The sequence below is a fragment of the Planktothrix sp. PCC 11201 genome (assembly GCF_900009135.1).
Taxonomy (GTDB): Bacteria; Cyanobacteriota; Cyanobacteriia; order Cyanobacteriales; family Microcoleaceae; genus Planktothrix.
The window spans coordinates 300072-322099 of record NZ_LT797701.1 but is presented as its reverse complement, the minus strand read 5'-3'; the positions used below and the strand labels follow the sequence as shown (position 1 = coordinate 322099).

At 42.4% G+C, this 22028-nt stretch carries 12 protein-coding genes; 7 read left to right on the top strand and 5 right to left on the bottom strand.

The features are described from left to right. Positions 1–84: 84 nt before the first annotated feature. On the bottom strand, positions 85–741 hold the full coding sequence (locus tag PL11201_RS11655) for a DUF2301 domain-containing membrane protein (protein WP_079678850.1): 657 nt from the start codon (positions 739–741) through the stop codon (positions 85–87). 199 nt (positions 742–940) lie between these two features. On the opposite strand from PL11201_RS11655, the gene PL11201_RS11650 reads away from it, so the two are divergent. Beyond that, positions 941–1591: a calcium-binding protein gene (locus PL11201_RS11650; RefSeq protein WP_079678848.1), complete on the top strand. Its 651-nt coding sequence runs from the start codon at positions 941–943 to the stop codon at positions 1589–1591. A gap of 66 nt (positions 1592–1657) precedes the next feature. Here the strand turns inward: PL11201_RS11650 and PL11201_RS11645 are convergent, their stop codons facing one another. The 3 genes from PL11201_RS11645 to PL11201_RS11635 form a co-directional block, all read right to left on the bottom strand. Then, positions 1658–2404, bottom strand: a complete 747-nt coding sequence (locus PL11201_RS11645; RefSeq protein ID WP_200816756.1) for a DUF561 domain-containing protein — start codon at positions 2402–2404, stop codon at positions 1658–1660. 206 nt (positions 2405–2610) lie between these two features. Next, positions 2611–3420, bottom strand: coding sequence for a creatininase family protein (locus PL11201_RS11640; RefSeq protein ID WP_079678845.1), 810 nt, complete (start codon positions 3418–3420; stop codon positions 2611–2613). A gap of 102 nt (positions 3421–3522) precedes the next feature. After that, a complete protein-coding gene (locus PL11201_RS11635) occupies positions 3523–3999 on the bottom strand; it encodes an ankyrin repeat domain-containing protein (protein ID WP_079678843.1) in 477 nt (158 codons plus the stop codon). 179 nt (positions 4000–4178) lie between these two features. On the opposite strand from PL11201_RS11635, the gene PL11201_RS11630 reads away from it, so the two are divergent. The 5 genes from PL11201_RS11630 (at position 4179) to PL11201_RS11610 (ending at position 12261) form a co-directional block, all read left to right on the top strand. Next, entirely contained in the window at positions 4179–5582 is a 1404-nt protein-coding gene (locus PL11201_RS11630; protein ID WP_079678841.1) for a protein adenylyltransferase SelO, read from the top strand. A 225-nt stretch (positions 5583–5807) separates the two neighbouring features. Beyond that, complete coding sequence (locus tag PL11201_RS11625; RefSeq protein WP_079678839.1) at positions 5808–6191, top strand: hypothetical protein; 384 nt, start codon at positions 5808–5810, stop codon at positions 6189–6191. Between the two features lie 194 nt (positions 6192–6385). Beyond that, positions 6386–7465, top strand: a complete 1080-nt coding sequence (locus PL11201_RS11620) for a tocopherol cyclase family protein (protein WP_079678837.1) — start codon at positions 6386–6388, stop codon at positions 7463–7465. A gap of 120 nt (positions 7466–7585) precedes the next feature. Continuing rightward, complete coding sequence (locus PL11201_RS11615) at positions 7586–9055, top strand: leucyl aminopeptidase (RefSeq protein WP_079678836.1); 1470 nt, start codon at positions 7586–7588, stop codon at positions 9053–9055. Positions 9056–9549: 494 nt separating this feature from the next. Then, the gene (locus PL11201_RS11610) at positions 9550–12261 is read left to right on the top strand and encodes a PAS domain-containing protein (protein WP_234996670.1); all 2712 of its coding nucleotides are present in this window, start codon (positions 9550–9552) and stop codon (positions 12259–12261) included. 43 nt (positions 12262–12304) lie between these two features. Here the strand turns inward: PL11201_RS11610 and PL11201_RS11605 are convergent, their stop codons facing one another. After that, a complete protein-coding gene (locus PL11201_RS11605; protein WP_079678834.1) occupies positions 12305–14017 on the bottom strand; it encodes a sensor histidine kinase in 1713 nt (570 codons plus the stop codon). Positions 14018–14411: 394 nt separating this feature from the next. Here PL11201_RS11605 and PL11201_RS11600 point away from each other — a divergent pair, with 394 nt between their 5' ends. Further along, on the top strand, positions 14412–21995 hold the full coding sequence (locus PL11201_RS11600) for a DUF4347 domain-containing protein (RefSeq protein ID WP_079678833.1): 7584 nt from the start codon (positions 14412–14414) through the stop codon (positions 21993–21995). Positions 21996–22028 lie beyond the last annotated feature (33 nt).

Below are 22028 nucleotides of genomic sequence, written 5' to 3'. Positions count from 1 at the left end.
TAAATCCCCCTTAAAAATGGGGACTTTGAAGTCTTGTTCCCCCCTTTTTTTAAGGGGGGTTAGGGGGGATCAACAATTTTTGTATTAGGCAAATTGTTGATTCTTTAAATAATCAAAAACGCTTTTATCCCCAATATCTCCTGGAATTCCTTGGAATATTTTCCGACCTGCAAAAATAATAAATTGAATCGCCCAAAATGCCAGGAAAATTCTTTGAGCATCAACTGACCAAAAACCCGCCATAAATCCTAATAAAAAAATTGGGACTAAAGGAGTTAAGAGTTTAGTTTCCACGCGATTAAAACAGAAGGCTTCTTTAAAATAAATTCCTGTTAAGGCTACAAAGGTAAATCCCACCCCAAATAAGCTATAAGGATGGTGATAAATGGTTAATGCTAAGGGTTCTGGATCGACCACAGCAAACACCACCGAAGCAATTCCACCAATTAACCAAAACAGTTCTAGCAGTTGATGTAACTGAATTAAATAGATATGAATGGTGAATAAACTCACCCCCAAAGCCAACCAAAAACAGAAGTAGATGGGGGTTAATGCTTGTAGAACCCCGGGGGTATTGAGTTGGAATAAAACTAATCCAGCAGCAACGGTGAAGCACAGGGCTGCTATAATTAGGCCTGTACGGTAAATGATCACACCTTGGCGATCGCGATCATTAATTGTATAATTGCCGAACTGTCCTTGATAAATAACGGGTATAGAGTCCTGTTGTGTTTGTACCATAATTGTCTCTCCTTGAGAATATCAAAAATACCTGTAGCACGATATACTAAATTCTACTCCCTTCCCCATAGAAAAATCTTAAGGCTGAAAGTAGATAGAGGTGTAAACCAATCACGTCTCTATAACTATCAACCTTAAACCAGATTAATTAAAATCATCTAGGGTTGAGACGAAGAACTACTGTGCTTGGTGTAACGGAATGTCTAAACCATATCAAAACAAAAACAAAAAAAAATTACAGCCCCCCGGGGATGATTTGAAACCAATTCAAATTGATGAAACCATTATGTCGGGTTTATTGAGTAAGCGACGAAATAGCCTAGACCACTCCGATCCCAGAATGATACTAAAAAGTATGATTGAACAAATGGAGTCATTGGGATTAATTAATAAAAATTTCTTTGATGTTGAAGATGACGATGAGGATGAAACATTTGATGTAGAAGAATTTGAAGAAAAAGTCAAGAAAATTTTAGGTAATAGCCGGATCAAGGTTAATCAAAAAACTTTAAATAAATATTTTAAGTATTTGAAAGAAAATCTTGAATTACCTTGTTATTTAAGTGGCTCAGAAGAATTTTTATGGGAAGAAGAATATCTTTACGGTTCAGGAAAAATCAAAGAATATGAAGAACTGAAAAAAACTAATCCCTCTTACACCGATGTTTTTGTATTAGAAAATTTTCAGCCTAAATTTGATGATACGGATGGGATTATGGTGGATGTTAAACGGGTCAGCGATAATCGACAATTTACCCTTCCTTTAGCAGAATTAGAAGTATCAGACGAAGATTCCCCCAACCATAGTTTGATAGAAGATTATTTAGCTTGGTTTATAACTTATTCATAGGTTTTTAGACTTAAATCCTGTAGAGACGTGCTATAGCCCGTCCCTACACCCGATCATAACTCCAAATTAGGCGTAAACTCGGTTGGCTTTCACCGTGGCTAAGGCTTCCACTAAACTCCGAACCACCGCCACCATCGCCACTTCGTTATCGAGGCGGTTAATAGCTGAACCCACGCCCACCCCGGCGGCTCCGGCTGCAATCGCCATGGGAGCGGTAATATTAGAAATACCCGAAGCGCATAATACGGGGACGGACACAGCACGAGAAATTTCCCAGGCGGCGGCTAAGGTGGGGGCTGCTTTTTCAATTAGTCCTAATGTCCCGCCATGAACCGGGGAAGAACTGGTTCCACCTTCGGTTTGGATGATATCTGCACCCGCTTTCACGAGTTCGAGGGCGAGTTCAACCTGCTGGTCAAGTTCCAGGATATGGGGAACGGTGACCGATAGGGTAATATGGGGCAGTAAGGCGCGGGTTTCGTGGGTTAGTTGCAACACTTCCGCCGCTTCAAACCGCCGTCCTTGAGTATAGAAGGCGTCGAAGTTACCAATTTCAATCAGGTCTACACCCGCTTCTACGCAGGTCACAAATTTTTCCGGTTCAACCGCAGAAACACAGATGGGGAGATGGGTTAATTCACGAACAATTTGCACTAAGTTGGGGTCGGCGGCAATATCCACAAAGGTTGCGCCCCCTTGGGTTGCGGCTTTGACCACAGAAGCGACCCGCCCAACGTTAAAATTGGTTAAACCGCTAATTACTTTCAGGGCGTTGCCTTGGTCGAATGCTCGTTGTAAGGATGAATTCATCATAATTTTAGTATTGATGTAGTGAGGCGTTCACGCCTCTGACTATCTTAGGTAAAAACATTGTCCCATAAGTTATGACATTCGGGTAATTGTAATCATAAAAATTATTTGTTATCTAAAATTATAGGATTTTTATTTCAGTCCTCTGTAGGGGCGAGGCGCGCCTCGCCCCTACGATTATTTGGATTTTAAGCCATGTTAATATTTAATTAATCCCTAAATCTTTGGGGTTGTTGAAATTTATATAAATCCTCAATAACTTGTACCCAACTATTTACTAAAGAGGCTAAAATGCGATCGCCTTTTTCTTTTGTTGCCACCGTTGCATCCCCTAAAACCCCGGTTTTGGTTAAATCTTTTGTTACCCAAGCAAAGGGTAAGTTTCCTTCCATACTTAATAAACTATTTTCGGGTAAATTATGGGGATATTCACAAACCGCTTGTTCCATTTTAACTTGTTCTGGAAGTAAGGATAACATTAAACTGGTTTCGGCATCTCCGGCGTGAATTCCGAGTTCTAATTCCTTCGGGGTTAATAATTCTGAGGCTAGATTGGGAACTCGCCAAACAAACAGGGGAAACACGGAAAAATCTTCATAGTTTTGATGTAAGTCCCGCGCCACTAGTTCTAAAATTTGGGGTTGTCCGCCGTGACCATTAATAAAGGCTAATTTTCTAAACCCAGCCCGATAAAGACTTGCGCCTAATTCCATTAATACCGCTATTAAAGTTTGGGAATTCAGGGTTATTGTTCCAGGGAAATGCCAATGTTCATTGGATTTTCCATAATAAATTGTTGGCAAAGCATAGGCAGGAATGTTATCATTAAGTTGGGCTAAGGCGTGACCTGTTACAGCCGTTGCGATCGCTGCATCAACAATTAACGGTAAATGGGGGCCATGTTGTTCAATGGAGCCAATCGGTTGTAAAATAACCACATTACTTTTATCGGCCATTGATGCAATTTCTCTCCAGGTTAAATAGGGGAAAAACCGTTTTGGGGGTATAAAGTTGTGCATGATTAATTTATGATTATTCTACATCAGGGTAAATACTGACAGAATTCATTTTATAGAAAATAGCGATCGCATTTTCCTCACCTTCCGAGTTCTATCAGATTTTTAATCACGATCTCGATATTGTTTGATTAATTCCACAACCTCTGTATGTTGCTCCGAAGATGCCCAAATTAAAGCCGTCCAACTATTCTGATCTTTTGTAGTTAAATCTGCGCCACTCTTTAATAATAACTCCACAATCGGTTTATGCCCGCTTCCAGCCGCACCCATTAACGCCGTTAACCCAAAATTAGTTTGAGCCTGAATATCCGCCCCGGTATCTAATAATAACTGCACGATTTCTAAGTAACCACTTGCCGCCGCTTCCATCAAAGGAGTCCAATGATCATTATCAGGTACATTGACATCTGCTCCCGCTTCTATTAAGAGTTTTACTATATCTTTTTTGCCTAAAGTAATCGCCGTAATTAATCCCGTATTTCCCTGTTCGTTTTGAGCATTAATATCAGGGTTTTGACTTAAAGCCGTTTTAACCCGATCTATTTCTCCCGTTTCAATTGCCTTAATTAACTCAGTCACTGGTTTCCCTCCTATTGAATTCGTTTATTTAAAAGTATCGATACGCAGTTAATGCTACTTCAAAAATAATAGCATTTATCACCTGATTATTAATCCCTGATCTGAGATTTTCCCCCTCGGAAATTGACAGTTTTTCCAAATTAGGGTAATATTGTCAATAGACTATCATTGGGGATTTTATGTCTAATCCGTTCCTGCACCTCGACTATGAACCCGCATTTGAGGCGTTAGGCGGTGAATATTCCGATATAGTAACGGCGGCGGAGTTCCCGAGGCACCAACTCCGGTTCCGCAATGATTTCGTATTAACCCAGTTAGGACTCAACCCCGAAACCGTTACCGACGACCATTTTATCGAAGCCTTTGGCAAATTTGAAGCCGTGCGTCCCCTGTTAGCGATGCGTTACCACGGCTATCAGTTTGGAGAATATAACCCCTATTTGGGGGATGGACGGGGGTTTTTGTATGGTCAAACCAGGGGAATAGACGGGGAATTATACGATTTCGGGACAAAGGGATCGGGAAGAACTCCCTACTCTCGAAATGCCGATGGTAGATTAACCTTAAAAGGTGGCGTGCGGGAAGTTTTAGCCGCCGAAATGTTGCATCGAATGCGGGTAAAAACCTCTCGGTGTTTAAGCTTAATTGAAACTGGGGAACAACTGTGGCGAGGAGATGAACCTTCCCCCACCCGTTCTTCCGTTATGATCCGGTTTAGTCGCTCCCATATTCGCTTCGGAACCTTTGAACGGTTGCACTATTTTAAACGAAAAGATCTAATCGAAATTCTCTTAGATCACGTCATTACCTATTATTATTCTAACCTGAAATTAGAGAGCGATCGCTATATTTTATTTTACGCCGAATTAGTCAAAAGAGTCGCCGAATTAGTCGCCCAATGGATGGCTTCCGGGTTTTGTCACGGGGTCTTAAATACCGATAATATGTCCATTACCGGGGAAAGTTTTGATTATGGCCCCTACGCCTTTATACCCGATTATAACCTGCAATTCACCGCCGCCTATTTTGATTATGGCAGGTTATATTGTTATGGAAATCAACCCTTTATCTGTGAAGGAAACTTAGAATTATTGCAAAAACCGTTATCTTTAGTTATACCTTTAGAAGAACTCAAAAAAGCCTTAGACCCTTTTCAACAGTATTACCGAGAATTCTATCGTCAACGGATGATTAATCGTTTAGGGTTTGCACAACTTCCCACCCCAGAAGCAGAGGAATTATTGCAAATTACGATTAATTTACTCAAAAATAATCGAATTAGCTATCCCGATTTTTTTATGCAACTGCGAGAACAATTTTGTCAGCAATGGCAAGACCAACCCCAGAATATTTTAAAAGATGCTGAACCCCTGGAACATTTAGACGCTTGGAGACAGCAATATTATCATCATTTACAAACCCTATCCTATCCTGAATTAGAGCAAATTAAACAGCGATTAAACTATTATAATCCTCAAATGGTGATTATTCGTCCTGAAATTGAAACAGTTTGGGAACAAATTACCCTTGAAGATAATTGGCAACCTTTCAATGATTTATTAACACAAATTCAAACAGAATAGCATCGTTTTTTGAGAGAGATAAAACATCGCTCCTACCGGAAAACAAAAGATTTATTGATACTAAGATAGCATCATAAATCCCCGCTAGAGCTACATCTTCTGAGAGATTTAGCCAGATCTAATCTAATTTTCAGTAAATTCAGTTAAAATACAGAAGTAAGACCCTGGGCGTTAACCTTAAATTGGGCTTAACCTCAGCAGCAATTATTTTAAAGGAAAGATCTGATGACGGAAAATCAACCTGCGAATACACAAACCCCGATAACAACATCCATCCTAGACAGTATTAAAGGATTTATCGGCAAGATTCTGAGTAATTGGAAAGTCAGAATCACCCTACTAGGAATTGTGCTTTTAGGAGGAGTAATTTTCACCTTCTTTTATCAACATATTGTAGCAGAAATCGGAATGAAAATGTGGACAAGTAGTTCTGGTGCCAGACCCATTGAATGTGTTTTGAAAGATAGTAATAATGATAATTATGTTAGCTGTAGTGCCTTATTAGGAGATCAAGTTGTCCCGTTAGAATGTAGTTCTAGTTTATTTAATTTGGGTTGTCGAGTTAATTATGGCTCTGCTGTACCCAATGTCAAGGCCTCAAGACCGTAGTCAGCCCTTCAGGGCTGTCTTAATCCAATACCAAGAGAGTCCTAAAGGACTCACTACATAAACCGTAGTCAGCCCTTCAGGGCTGTCTTAATCCAATATTAAGAGAGTCCTAAAGGACTCACTACGATTTTAATTTTTATCAACTATTTTATGATAATTTTAAATAGGTTTAGATTGTTTATTTTATAATTTTGATGTTTAATTTTAATCGTCAACAAAACCCTTTACAAACCCCCCATAGTGGCTATCATTGGGATGGCAGCGATCGCCGTTTTTTTGAAGGCTGGTACTATCGAGTCACATTACCCCAAGAAAAACAGACCTTTGCCTTCATGTATTCTATCGAAGATCCCATCGGAAATCAACCCCAAAGTGGGGGCGGAGCGCAAATTTTAGGGCCAGATGATGGGTATTTGTGTCGCACCTTTCCCGACGTCAAAACCTTTTGGGCAACCTCCGATCAACTGGGGTTAGGACATTGGGGAAAAACCGATTTAACCGCCACTCCTGGCTATTTAGAACCCGCAATTTTTGAAAATTCGATTCAACAAGGCTATCAAGGAACAGCCACCTTACATCAAGGAAAATTAGCCGATCCGGGTACATCCCAATATTGCCGTTGGCACTATACCATTCAACCGATTTATGGTTGGGGAAATCCTGATCAACCGCAACAATCAACCGCCGGGTGGTTATCTTTTTTACAAATATTTGAACCCGGATGGCAAATTTTAATGGCTCATGGTTTAGCCACAGGTTGGATTGATTGGAATGGCAAAATTTATGAGTTTGAAAACGCCCCCGCCTATGGCGAAAAAAATTGGGGTGGGAGTTTTCCTAAACAATGGTTTTGGGTCAATTGTAATAGTTTTGACCAAGAAACAGATTTAGCCTTAACAGCCGGAGGTGGGATTCGAGATGTGTTATTTTGGTCAGAATCCGTAGCTTTAATTGGCATTCATTATCAGGGAAAATTCTATGAATTTGTCCCCTGGAATTCAGAAGTTACTTGGCAAATTGAACCCTGGGGAAAATGGCAAATAGCAGCCAAAAATCAACACTATCAAGTCTGTTTAACCGCCACCACCGAACACCCGGGAACTTTATTAAGAGCACCAACTAAAGATGGATTAATCTTTCGTTGTCGAGATACCATGCAAGGAAAAATTCACTTGCAATTAAAAGCAGGAAATCGTATAATCTTAGAAGCCACCAGTTCCCTAGGTGGAGTCGAAGTGGGGGGAAACTTCTGGCAAGAAACCTGGACAAAATAAATTATATTTCATCCTCACCCCATTAAAATTTTTCAAACAGAGTCACACCAGGGACTTTTTCCTAACTCTTGAACTCAAAAAAGGTTTATACTTTTTATAGTCACTCAAACACCAACAACAATGGACTTTAAAACCACTAACACCTCCTTCTTGAACTGGTCGGGAGATATCCTCGCCCTGGGTTTATTTGAAGATCAGATAGAATTAACCGCAGACTTAGCTATCCTAGATAATCAACTTGCCGGAACTCTAAAAGAACTGATTGAGGAAACCGAATTTAAGGGAAAAGCAGATAGCAATATTTCAACTCGTGTAGGGGGAAATAGCCCCATTCGCAAAGTAATTTTAGTCGGTTTAGGTCAATCCGATACTCTAAAATTAGACAGCTTACGCCGCGCCGCCGCCAGTATTGCCAAAACCGCAAAATCCCTCAAAGGCAAAACTCTTGCGGTGAGCTTACCTATTTTTGAAACCCCAGAAACCACCGCCCAAGCTATTACCGAAGGCCTAGAATTAGCCCTCCATCAAGATACCCGATTTAAGTCAGAAACCGACGAAAAAGGTCACGGCATTGAACAGATTGAATTATTAGGTTTACCCGGCACAGAATCCGCTATTACCCGCGCCCAACAAATTTGTTCTGGGGTCATTTTAGCCCGGGAATTAGTCGCCGCCCCCGCCAATGAAGTCACCCCAATTACTATGGCAGAAATGGCTCAATCCCTAGCCCAAGAATACGGGTTAGAATTGAATATTTTAGAAAAAGAAGATTGCGAAAAATTGGGCATGGGGGCTTTTTTAGGCGTTGCCCAAGCCTCGGATTTACCCCCTAAATTTATCCATTTAATCTATCGTCCCTCGGGCACTCCCCGGCGCAAATTAGCTATTATTGGAAAAGGCTTAACCTTTGATTCCGGTGGGTTGAATATTAAACCCAGTGGTAGCGGCATTGAAATGATGAAAGTCGATATGGGCGGCGCCGGGGCCACCTTTGGGGCAGCTAAAGCCATTGGTCAGTTAAAACCCGATGTAGAAGTGCATTTTATTAGTGCGGTAACAGAAAATATGATTAGCGGCCGCGCCATGCACCCGGGGGACTTTCTAAAAGCCTCTAATGGCAAAACTATTGAAGTGAATAATACCGATGCTGAAGGACGATTAACCCTAGCTGATGCCCTAGTTTTTGCTGATAAATTAGGGGTGGATGCCATGATTGATTTAGCCACCTTAACCGGCGCCTGTGTAATTGCTTTAGGAGATGATATTGCCGGGTTATGGAGTCCCGATGATCAGTTGGCAATGGAGTTAGAAACCGCCTCCAAAACATCCGGGGAAAAACTCTGGCGGATGCCCTTAGAAGAAAAATATTTTGAAGGTTTAAAAGCCATCCACGCCGACATGAAAAATACCGGGCCAAGGGCAGGAGGGTCAATCACAGCTACCTTATTCCTGAAACAATTTGTGGAAAAAACTCCCTGGGCCCATTTAGATGTGGCTGGCCCGGTGTGGGCGGATAAAGACAACGGTTATAATAACGCCGGGGCAACGGGTTATGGAGTGCGAATGTTGGTTAACTGGGTCTTGAGTTAGGGTCGGTTTGACGTCCTAATTCCCTTGACTATTGCTATACCCCCTAACCTTCGGTGAGAAGGGGAAAATCAATCTGGAGATTATGCCCCTTCTTGATCGGAATTTCGGGATATCCAAGACAGATCAGTGAGCAATAATTAGGCCAAGTTAAATAAAACTATAGGAAACTTTAAATAAATATATAAAACAACAACAATTTTTAGCAATTTGTAGAATAACATTAAATAATTTCTTACAATTGAGCTAGACTAGCCAAATCTATAAGTTCAGGGTGACAGAAGATCGGCCAGCGCTGTGAACAATAAATCTAATCATTAACCCTTGATGGCAAGTGTAGGTCAAAGGGTATCGGGCTACAAAATTACCAAGCCCAGACTTTGCCGCGTTTGTCAGTGTGGGTCGTTCACCTTCAATCCCTAACTCTATCTTAATCGGATTGAAAGCTGCGATCAAACGGATGTTTAAAATTTTTTTAAGCCTTTTTTTAAAATCCCATGACTTTACTCGGATTATCACCCCTGTGTTCCCCTAATCCCATCAGCAACAGTCCCCTGGAGTTTCTGACTTTTAGTTCAGAATTGCTGATCATTTTGATTCACTATGCTTTGGCTTTTTTACTGATTAATCATTTATTTACCCCCCCTCGGTTAAAACCTTCTTTTCTGTCTAAGGTGGTAAAATCTTTAAACATTAATTGGGCTGATTCTCAACCCTTAATCAAAATTTTGGGGTTTTTAGGATTAGCTTTGATTGCCAATGGAACCCTACATCTAATCCATTTATTAATGTGGAAATATCCTCTCAACCCAGCGTTAAGAGGCAGTCAATTCATCGTAGCCTTAATCTTTTTCTTGGGAATGGGGGGATTAATTCAGATCATTAATTCTCACCGAGTTAAAAAACCCTTGATTGCATCCTTAACCCCCGATCAAATTGAGGATAAAGTTTCTCCCTCCCATTCCACATTAGATAAACTGCGATCTAATTTTAATAATTTGTTTAAACTGGACGCCACGTTTCCCTTTAAATTGGATTCCCAGCAACCCATTGAAGAAGTTTTAAAACTGACTAAATTCTCCATTGATAAAGCGGCGGATGCTATTTTATGGGTGGGAGAAGATGGAGAAATTTTATATGTTAATGACGCCGCCTGTCGTTCCCTGGGTTATGCACCCGAAGAATTATTGAGTTTAACCATTCATGATATTAACCCCGACTTTCCCGCCACCTCCTGGTCATTACATTGGAAGATTTTAAGACGTTGTGGTTCTTTGAATATTGAAGCCCGTCATCGCACCAAACATAATCGAATTTTTCCCGTGGAAATTATGATTAATCATCTGAATTTTAATGGGAGAGAATATCAATGTGCCTTTGCCCGAGATATTAGTGATCGCAAACAAATTGAACGGACATTACGAGAACGCCAAGGAGAATATCGCTCCCTAGTGGCTAATATTCCGGGTGCAGTTTATCGAGGGGTTTTAGAAGAAGATCGGATGATGGTGTTTTTAAGTCAAGGAATTGAAGTAATTACCGGATATCCGGCGGCGGATTTTATTCAAAATCGAGTCCGCTCCTTTAATAGTATTATTCATCCCGATGATCTGGCGAAAGTTAAACGCAAAATTAGGGTCAGTTTTGAATCTCGACAGCCCTATATTTTAGAATACCGTTTAATCAAAGTCGATGGAAAGATTCGTTGGGTCTATGAAAAAGGACAGGTTATTTTTACAGAAGAAGATGCAATTTGTTGGTTAAATGGAGCCATTTTTGATATTACTGAAAAACGCCAAGCCTCTGAAGCCTTAAAAGCCAGTGAAGAACGGTTAAAATTAGCTTTAGCCGGAACCGATCAAGGATTATGGGATTGGAATTTAGTCACCGGAGAGGTTTATTTTAGTCCCCAATGGAGTTCAATGTTGGGATATGAAACCAACAAAATTCAGGGAAAAGCCCGCTCTTGGTTAAAGTTAGTTCATCCAGAAGATCGGGAGCAAGTCGTTGAAGTTCTCAAACAACATTTAGAGGGACAAACCCCCTTTTGTCAAATTGAACATCGGATGTTAAGCCGTTCTGGGGAATGGAAATGGATTCTGAATCAGGGTAAAGTCGTGGTGCGGGATGAACAGCAACAACCCCTAAGAATGACCGGAACGGTTAAAGATATTGGCGATCGCCGAAAAGCCGAAGAAGCCCTGCGTCAATCGGAGGCCCGAGAACGAGCCAAAGCCCAACAATTAGAACTAACATTAAGGGAATTAGGACAGGCTCAAGCCCAACTGATTCAAACCGAAAAATTATCCAGTTTAGGTCAATTAGTCGCCGGAATTGCCCATGAAATTAATAATCCGATTACCTTTATTTATGGTAACATTAACTACGCCAATCAATATATCCAAGACTTGTTGGAATTAATCGCCCTTTATGAACAGCATTATCCCCAACCCCATGCCGAAATTAAACAGCATCAAGAAACTATTGAGTTAGAGTTTATTCTCGATGATTTGCCCAAAATTTTATCCTCAATGAAAGTCGGAGCCAACCGAATTCGAGAAATTGTGCTCTCACTCCGCAACTTTTCTCGATTAGATGAAGCCGACATGAAACCCGTTAATATTCATGATGGCTTAGAAAACACCTTATTGATTTTGCAACATCGACTACGCCCCCAAGCAAATAACCCCCGGGATAAACGCAATCCTCCCATTCAAATCATTAAAGAATATGGAAACCTACCCAAAACCGAATGTTATCCGGGTCAGTTAAATCAAGTGTTTATGAATCTCTTAAATAATGCCATTGACGCGGTATTAGAAGAAGAATCTAAGTTTTTGCACCCCCTTCCCCATCCCCATTCTCCCACCCCCGGATGGCAAATTTCCGCTACCTCCCCCACAATTCGGATTCGGACAGAATTGAATGAAGCGAACCGAGTCGTGATCCGAATTACTGATAATGGAAATGGCATGACAGAACGGGTCAAACACCGTTTATTTGAACCATTTTTTACCACCAAACCCGTCGGGAAAGGGACAGGTTTAGGATTAGCCATTAGTTATCAAATTATTGCCAAACATCATGGTAAACTTTTCTGTGCTTCTGAAGTCGGAAAGGGCACGGAATTTGTGATAGAATTGCCCTTAAAACAAGAGTTTAGACGCAATTCCAATCGTCTTTTAGAAGTCCATTCCTCCACCGCCTAACCCATTACCCATTACCCATTCCCTATTCCCTGTTCCCTGTTCCCTATCCCTTAACATGAACTGGAAGCCAAACACTAAAAACCGAACCCTGATCCATCACACTTTCCACCGTAATTACCCCCCCGAGAATTTGACATAAACGCTGACTAATAGCCAGTCCCAACCCAGTACCGCCAAATCGTTTGGTTGTAGAAGGATCAGCTTGAATAAACGGTTTAAAAATATGTTGTAATTGATCTTCGGTCATCCCAATCCCCGAATCTTTAACCCGGAACACTAAATATTGAGACGAATTAGCCACCATTCCATACATAAATTCATCATCTTCTGGAATCGGGGGTTTTTCTTGGGTGCGTTCAGCAATTAAATAAATCGTTCCTTTTTCGGTAAACTTAGAAGCATTGCTGAGTAAATTTAACAGAATTTGTCGAACTTTTGGCATATCAGCATACATAGTTCCAATATTCGGTTTGGTCTTGACCTTCAAAATATTATTATTTTTTTCTGCTAAAGGTGTCGCCGTGGTAATCACATCTTCTATGAGTTTATCAACGGGGAAATTTTCTAAATAGAGAGTAACATGACCAGCCTCAATTTTAGAAATATCTAAGATATCACTAATCATATCTCGCAGATGTTTTCCGGCGGTTTGAATTCGTTCTAAGTCGGGTAAAAAGTCCGTATACCCTAAATCTTCCGATTCATCATGCAGCATTTCACTATAGCCAATAATCGCATTTAACGGCGTGCGAAGTTCATGACTCATATTGGCTAAAAACACACTTTTAGAACGGTTAGCTGCTTCCGCCATAATTTTGGCTTTCTGTAATTCTTCCGTATATTCAGCTACCCGTTGAATCAGATGATTTAAAGATTCGGTTAGCACCCCAATTTCATCGGAACTGGTCACAGGAGCTTGTAGGGCAAAATCCGATTCCTCACTCACCTGTTCTGCGACCTTAATCATAATATCTAAGGGAGTTGCAATCATGTGACCCGTAAAAATTGCAAATACGATGGCCAATCCACTGGAAATAACGACAGTGGTAACAATAATAATGTTGCCAATCAATTCAATTTTTTCATAATCTTTTAGAGCCGTTTCAGCCCGCTTTCTGAATCTATTTTCTAGTTGAGTTGTTTCAGCATAAACCGGATAAACTTGAATAATCCCAGTTGTCCGATTTAAGTTAATCAAGGATTTTTGAACCGACTGTAAAATTTGAGGATTCAGATTCGGTTTTTCCGTAGTTTGAATCAGGATTTCAAACTGTTCTGAATAGTTAGTCAACCGTTCTTTATAGCGTTGGGTTAAGTCCTGTAGGGCTTGATAATCCTGTTGAATTTTAATATCCGTGGTTTCAGGAATATCTTGCAGTTGTTGCAATTGATTATTCATCACAAAGATATTTGAACGCAGGGCGGAAACTCCCCGTTCAATTTTTTCCGTGTCCTTGCTATCGCTAAGGAACTGCGCGAGGTTATCCTGATTATGCTTTAACTGGAGTAGACTTTGGCTGAGTCCATCGAGAACTTTTGCCTTTTGTTGGTCAATTTCTAATTGGGTACGCAAAGGTCGCACCGAATAGGTCGCCACCAAGAAGGCCGAGGTCACACCCATAAGGACGACCCCGATTACCACCCCATAACCCCAGCCAATTTTTTGCCGAATGCTTAAACGATTAAACATAGACAGGACAATGCCAGGAGAATTTTTACTTTTGGTTAAGTTATGTTGAGACGAAATTAGAGACATCCGTGAGGTCGCTCTTAGCCAGGAAGTTTATACTATATTCTATGCCAGGTTACGAGGATATTCTTTAATAATATTTTAGGCAGTTATATTCCATTCAATTTCTTCCATTCAATTTCAGCGAAATTAGTGACATTTTTGACTGATCATAGAATCCTTAACACTTTTTTAACATTTTGTCAATTGCAAATGTGACACTTTCACATCTGGTACAAACTGAATCAATCCCTCCAACCCACGCATCTACACTTGAGGGAAAGTGTAAATTGCGATGCCTTTTTTCTGCTTAATGCTAAGAGTATCACAGAAGTGTATCGATTTCCATCAGGTGCAGATTCAAGTTTTAGTTAACCCATATATTTGTTTAAAAACTAGCCAAATCAAGGAAATTTAGGGTATGTTATCTCACCAGAATTCTATTCAAGACCCCCTGAAAACAGTCGTTTTCATGGATTCTAATGTCGAAAACTACGAGACATTACTGCAAGGGGTTGATCCAAACGCAGAAGTTATTATACTCGATCCTAATCAAGATGGAATCGCTCAAATTAGTTATATTCTTTCTACACAAAAAGATATCGATGCCCTCCATATTATTTCTCATGGTGAAAGTGGGAGTTTACAGTTAGGCAATACACTTTTAGATCAAAATACCCTCACTAAATATACTGAACAGTTCCAAAAATGGCAAACCGGATTAAGTGAAAATGCTGATATTTTATTATATGGATGTAATGTTGCGTCTGGAAGTTTAGGAGAATCTTTCGTTACAAATTTATCCCAACTGACTCAAGCCGATATCGCCGCATCCGAGAATTTAACTGGTAGTATTCAGTTTGGCCGAGATTGGAATTTAGAATATGCAACCGGAACAATTGAAGCAGGTTCAGCCTTTGACAATCAAACCTTATTCAACTATGAAGGGGTATTACTGAAAACATTAGTCGATGAATCTTTTAGGAATAGTGCACTCACACCTCAACCCCCAGGAAGTCCTTCACCCACCATTAATTGGCTGTCCGGAAGTGGTCTGACAAATCCAACCCCGGATAACCTTCCTTTCTTAACAGCAAGAAGTAATAGCACTCCACAACCTGGAGGGATTCCAGGCGTTCCTACAGGAACAAATCCTACACCGATTGATAGCGAAGGTAATGGTGCATTAAGACTAACTCAATCCACCAAAGATCAGTCCGGTTTTGTCATTTACAATACACCTATTTCTTCTGCCTCTGGACTAACTATATTATTTGATTATTACTCTTATGGAGGAACTGATGACGGAATAAATAAAGGGGATGGATTAAGCTTTTTCTTAATTGATGGTACCAAATCTCCAACCCAGGCAGGGGCTTTCCGTGGTTCCTTGGGATATGCTCAAAACCGCACTAATAATACAAACGGCATCGCTGGAGGTTATGTTGGTATTGGATTTGATGAGTATGGAAGCTTTGCTACAGAGGTCAATAGCAACAATCAGACTATTCGCGTAGATGGCAGTCCACAAACAGAGGATACTAGCACACCGCCAAAGCTAAAACTCCCTCTTCCCGACTCAATTACAATTCGTGGGAAAGAATTTCTTAATGTAGCACAAACTCAACAAGATCGCAACACGTCTTATCCCTGGATTGCTACTTATAATACCCTACCCGCGGGCGTGAATGGAATTGATGGGCCAACTACCGCAACAAAAAGAACTGACGCAGGTGTTAAAAGAAAAGTAGGAATTCAACTATCTAACGATGGAAAATTACGCATTTTCTTCGATACTAATTCTAATGGAGTTGGAGATGCGGATGAATATGTATTTCCAGGTGTTTTGGATATCAAAATACCCAATGGAGGGACTTTACCTTCTACCTTCAAATTTGGCTTTGCGGCTTCCACAGGTTCGGCGACAAATATTCATGAAGTTGCGAACTTAAAAGTATTAACCCTGGGTTCTCCCCCCGTTGTTGATTTGAATGGCGGTACTACCGATATAAATGATAATACCACAACCTCTTATGCCACAACCTTCACCGAAGGCAATGGTCAGGTTTATATTGCTAGTAATATTGCCACCGTTAGCGATCCCGATGGAATTGATCCCAATCAGGATATTATTAGTCTTACCCTGGGGATTTCTGGTGTATTAAATGGAGCCTCAGAAGTTTTAACAATTGGGGGTACAGGGGGTACACAGTTTCCCCTGAATCTAACTCAAATAGCAACAGTTACAGTAGGCACTACTAGCTTCACGGTCAAATACGATGATATTACAAAGCAAGTTACAATCACTAAACCCGATGTTAATAACGTTTTAACTAATATTAAAACGGCTGACTTACAGAGTTTATTACAGAGCATTACCTACGAGAATACTTCACAAAATCCCACTGCTGGCTCTCGTATCATTAAGGTAATTGCTAATGATGGTGTTAATGTTAGTAATACTGCTGTTAGTACAATTACAGTTGTACCCGTCAACGACGCTCCATCAGGAACAGACAAAACCGTCATCACCAATGAAGATACGGCTTATACCTTCACAACAAATGACTTTGGTTTCAGCGATATTCTCGATAACAATAACTTCGCTCAAGTCAAAATTACCACCCTACCAACAACCGGAAGCCTGACTTTAAACGGTACACCCGTCACCGCAGGAAGTTTTGTCACCGTCAATGACATTACAACGGGAAACCTAAAATTTACCCCGGCTCCCAACCAAAACGGTAATAACTACGCCAACTTTACCTTCCAAGTTCAAGATGATGGCGGGACAGCCAATAATGGGGATGTCAACCTTGACCAATCACCCAATACCTTAACCATCAATGTGACTCCGGTTAACGATGAGCCATCAGGAACAGACAAAACCGTCACCACCAATGAGGACATCGCTTATACCTTCACAACAAATGACTTTGGTTTCAGCGATAGTCTCGATAACAATAACTTCGCTCAAGTCAAAATTACCACCCTACCAACAACCGGAAGCCTGACTTTAAACGGTACACCCGTCACCGCAGGAAGTTTTGTCACCGTCAATGACATTACAACTGGAAACCTAAAATTTACCCCGGCTCCCAACCAAAACGGCAATAACTACGCCAACTTTACCTTCCAAGTTCAAGATGATGGAGGGATAGCTAATAACGGTGTCAACCTTGACCAATCACCCAATACCTTAACCATCAATGTAACTCCGGTTAACGATGAGCCATCAGGAACAGACAAAACCGTCACCACCAATGAGGACATCGCTTATACCTTCACAACAAATGACTTTGGTTTCAGCGATAGTCTCGATAACAATAACTTCGCTCAAGTCAAAATTACCACCCTACCAACAACCGGAAGCCTGACTTTAAACGGTACACCCGTCACCGCAGGAAGTTTTGTCACCGTCAATGACATTACAACTGGAAACCTAAAATTTACCCCGGCTCCCAACCAAAACGGCAATAACTACGCCAACTTTACCTTCCAAGTTCAAGATGATGGAGGGATAGCTAATAACGGTGTCAACCTTGACCAATCACCCAATACCTTAACCATCAATGTGACACCAACTCCAGCACCAACTCCAGCACCAACTCCAGCACCAACTCCAGCACCAACTCCAGCACCAACTCCCGCACCGACTCCAGCACCAACTCCCGCACCAACTCCCGCACCAACTCCCGCACCAACTCCCGCACCAACTCCCGCACCACCAGCACCAACACCAACACCCGCACCAGAGAATATTTCTCCGGTGGCTGATAACCTGAATGCTGCGGTTTTACCGAATAGTAAGATTCCTATCTCACTATCAGGAACTGACCCGGATGGTAGTATTGCCAGTTTTACGATTACCAGCTTACCGGATATCGCTGATGGAGTGTTACTGCTCAATGGTCAACCCGTAACACTCAATCAGGTTTTAACGCCTCAAGAAGCCTCTCAACTGCAATTCCAAGCCATAGGAACCTTTAATGGGGGTAGTTTTGGTTATACGGTTACGGATAATCAAGGAGCCACTGACTCCACCCCAGCAACGGTAACTTTGATTCAGCCGACCGTGGTGAATCAACCTCCGAATGCTAATAATATCAACCTGGTTTTAACTCCGAATAGTACGACAACAGTTCTATTATCTGGACAAGATCCTGATGGAACGGTAGCGAGTATCACGATTAGTAGCTTACCAGATGCAGCCGATGGCGTATTACTGCTTAATGGTCAACCCGTGCAGGTGAATCAGGTTTTAACCCCTCAAGAAGCTGCTCAACTGCAATTCCAAACCACAGGCAACTTTAATGGTGGTAGTTTTACTTATACGGTTACGGATAATCAAGGTTTAATTTCCCCAAGTCCTGCCGTTGTTAGCTTAATTGCGCCTGCGGTGAATCAACCGCCTGTAGCGAATAACCTGAATGTTTCTGTCACCCCCAATACCACTGTGCCCGTGAGCTTATCTGGAAGTGATCCCGATGGCACAGTCGCCAGCTTTACGATTACTAGCTTACCAGATATAGCTGATGGGGTGCTGCTCCTCGATGGTCAACCTGTAACCGCGAATCAGGTTTTAACCCCCGAAGAAGCGACTCGTCTACAATTTCAATCTACGGGTAGTTTTAATGGCAGTGGCTTTAGTTACACAGTCACGGATAATCAAGGTTTGACTTCTACCGGAGCCGGAACTATTGGCTTGATTGAACCTCCGGTTAATCAACCTCCGATTCCCAATAATTTAAGTACCCTAGTTATTCCGAATAGCACCGTAAATCTACCGAGTCTATCAGGGACAGATACCGATGGAAACATAGCAAATTATACGATTACAGCTTTACCCGAGCAGACGGATGGGGTGTTATTACTGAATGGAAACCCTGTCACCCTGACTCAAACTATTACACCCGAACAGGCTTCTCAACTGCAATTTAAAGCTACAGGAAACTTTGACGGAGGTGGCTTTAGTTACACTGCTACGGATAATCAAGGGACGGTTTCGGTGCAGTCGGCAATAGTTGATTTAGTCCTGGTGGATGTTAACCAACCTCCGACGGCTAATAACCTTAACGTCCCCTTCTTGCCCAATAGTACCTCCTTGATTCCCCCGTTATCGGGTACGGATGCCGATGGTACGATCGCTAATTTTACCATCACTCAACTGCCCAATCCTGCCGATGGTGTGTTGCTGTTGAATGGAAAACCCGTCGAACTGAATCAAATCCTCACCCCCGAAGAAGCAGCGCAACTGCAATTTCAATCTACAGGTTCTTCAAACGAGGTTGTTTTTGCCTATAAAACCATAGATAACGAAGGATTAATTTCTCCGACAGCAGCTACGGTATCTTTAGTTCCCCTGGATGTGAATTTGCCACCCGTTGCCAACAATTTGGATCTGCCTGTACAACCCAATAGCACCGTCAACGTGCCTCCGCTTTCGGGAACAGATGCCGATGGTACGATCGCTAGTTTTACGATAACTCAACTACCCGATCCGGCCGATGGCATACTGCTCCTCAATGGTCAACCTGTAACAGCCAATCAGGTTTTGACTCCAGAAGAAGCCTCTCAACTGCAATTTCAATCTACGGGTAACTTCGATGGCGGTGGTTTTAGTTACACGGTCACGGATGATAAAGGAGCAACATCGACTGGGACAACTGTCAACTTAAACTTTGAACCCATACCCAATCAGCCGCCAGTTGCGACAGATCAAAGTCTGGAAACTTCCCCCAATACCCCAATTACCTTTAATATTGCCGATCAAGCCACCGACCTCGATGGCACACTCAATCTGGCTACGGTCGATCTTGATCCGAATACTCCAGGCCAACAAAAAACACTCACCCTGGAGAATCAAGGGACTTTCCAAGTTGATGATCAGGGTAATATCACCTTTACCCCCGTTGCTGGGTTTGCGGGAGTTGCGACCCTCAGTTATACCGTCGAAGATGATCAAGGCACAGTCTCTAATCCAGCCAAAGTTGAGATCACCCTGCCGAATCAACCCCCCGTTGCTGAAAATGTCACCCTTGAGGGAGTTGTTAATAATTCTGGTGCGGTAGAATTACCGGATTTATTAGTAACGGATTTGACGGGAACCGTTGTTAGCTATGATCTAACCAACTTGCCAACGGCTGAAGAAGGAACATTATTCCTCGGTGAAACCCCCATTACCGATCCCAGTCAAGCACAAGGACTTACCCCCGAACAAGTCCAAACCCTAACCTTCACCCCCAATCCTAACTTTACGGGTTCCTTTGTTCTGAATTATCAAGCAACCGATAGTTTTGGTGCAACCTCCAATGTGGCAACCCTCACCATTTCTGTCGTTGCTGCACCATCGGTAACACCCAGTCCCACGCCCAGTCCCACACCCAGTCCCGTTCCGACTCCCACCCCGGAACCAATACCCAGTCCCACACCCGTACCCAGCCCGGAACCCACACCCGTACCTACTTCTGCGCCCACCTCAACACCCGTACCCGCAGCAAACCGGGAGTGTGGTATTTGTCTCCCGGCTCCTAAACTCCTAGACGTGGTATTCCCCGAACCCCCTGTACTGGGTTTAATTTCTCCTAACCCAACCTCGAATATCCTTAACGGCACAGAGAATAACGATACTCTGACGGGAACGGTTCTGAATCAAAGTATCTTTGCCTTTGGTGGAGATGATTGGATTACCGCCTTTACAGGGAATGACAATATCTATGCTGGCGAGGGGAATGACACCGTTGATGCCACATCGGGCAATGACTTAGTAGAAGGTGGACTAGGTAATGATTACCTTCGGGGTAGTTATGGCAACGATACCCTGCAAGGTCAAGAGGGAAATGATACCCTGTTAGCCGGAATTGATGATCCTTCACTTCCCAAGGACTTAGAAGGACAGGATTTACTCCTGGGGGGTCAAGGAGATGATTTTCTCTCGGGTAACGAAAACAACGATACCCTGCTGGGGGGAGACGGTAACGATATTGGATATGGCGGTCAGAATAATGACCTGATATTTGGAGACCACGGCAACGATACCCTGTATGGCGACGAAGGCAACGATACCTTAATTGGCAGTCCTAGTGATGGTTCGGCGATCGCAGCCCAGGAACAGGACGTCCTCTATGGCTACACCGGAGAGGATTTACTCCACGGAGGCATCGGCAACGATACGGTCTATGGTGGTACGGGCAATGATTTTATCTTTGGTGGCCAAGACGACGACTTACTGCGAGGGGAGTTGGGGGCGGATACCATTTATGGGGATGAAGGCAATGACACCCTCTTTGGTGACAACCTAAATATCAACGGTGAAACCGATCCTCTGAGTAACGAAGGAGATGGCCCCGATCTGCTCTGGGGTGGAGCCGGAGATGATGCTATCTATGGCAACCGCAACAACGACACCCTTATGGGGGGTGAGGGTAGCGATACTGTCTATGGTGGTGAACAGGATGATGTCCTCTATGGGGATGCCGGAAATGATCTGCTGTTTGGTGACCAAGGCACGGATATCATCTGCGCTAGCGATGGGGATGACACGATTTATGGGGGTGTCGGAGGCCATAATATCGTGGGTAATAGTTCCGACCGAGATCAACTCAGTGGCGGGGCGGGCAATGACCTAATCTTAGCTAACGAGGGAGAAAATCTACTCTGTGGCGGTGATGGCAATGATACCCTCTACAGTGGACAACAGAACGATACCTTAAACGGCGGGGCTGGGGATGATTGGTTATTTGGGGATCTCGGTGATGATCTGATCACCGGAGGTACGGGTAAAGATCGCTTTGTCATCGGTGCTGATACTGGTTTCGACCAGATTACGGATTTCCGGGTGGGAGAAGATTTCTTGGTCTTGTCAAAGAGCTTAACGTTAAACCAACTGACTATTATCCAAGAGGGAACTTCTACCTTAATTAGTCTTGGAGAGCAGCCCCTAGTGCGTCTGGCGGGTGTACAGGCTAATTTAATTCTTTCTAATAGCTTTGAGGTCTTAGGTTAAGCTAGATCCGTAGCGTCTTCAAGTCTGTAATAT

What these genes read in the sequence shown, in the direction of transcription:
- PL11201_RS11655 (WP_079678850.1), bottom strand. Translation starts at nt 741, where the DNA reads ATGGTACAAACACAACAGGACTCTATACCCGTTATTTATCAAGGACAG.
- PL11201_RS11650 (WP_079678848.1), top strand. Translation starts at nt 941, where the DNA reads ATGTCTAAACCATATCAAAACAAAAACAAAAAAAAATTACAGCCCCCC.
- PL11201_RS11645 (WP_200816756.1), bottom strand. Translation starts at nt 2,404, where the DNA reads ATGATGAATTCATCCTTACAACGAGCATTCGACCAAGGCAACGCCCTG.
- PL11201_RS11640 (WP_079678845.1), bottom strand. Translation starts at nt 3,420, where the DNA reads ATGCACAACTTTATACCCCCAAAACGGTTTTTCCCCTATTTAACCTGG.
- PL11201_RS11630 (WP_079678841.1), top strand. Translation starts at nt 4,179, where the DNA reads ATGTCTAATCCGTTCCTGCACCTCGACTATGAACCCGCATTTGAGGCG.
- PL11201_RS11625 (WP_079678839.1), top strand. Translation starts at nt 5,808, where the DNA reads ATGACGGAAAATCAACCTGCGAATACACAAACCCCGATAACAACATCC.
- PL11201_RS11620 (WP_079678837.1), top strand. Translation starts at nt 6,386, where the DNA reads ATGTTTAATTTTAATCGTCAACAAAACCCTTTACAAACCCCCCATAGT.
- PL11201_RS11615 (WP_079678836.1), top strand. Translation starts at nt 7,586, where the DNA reads ATGGACTTTAAAACCACTAACACCTCCTTCTTGAACTGGTCGGGAGAT.
- PL11201_RS11610 (WP_234996670.1), top strand. Translation starts at nt 9,550, where the DNA reads ATGACTTTACTCGGATTATCACCCCTGTGTTCCCCTAATCCCATCAGC.
- PL11201_RS11605 (WP_079678834.1), bottom strand. Translation starts at nt 14,017, where the DNA reads ATGTCTCTAATTTCGTCTCAACATAACTTAACCAAAAGTAAAAATTCT.
- PL11201_RS11600 (WP_079678833.1), top strand. Translation starts at nt 14,412, where the DNA reads ATGTTATCTCACCAGAATTCTATTCAAGACCCCCTGAAAACAGTCGTT.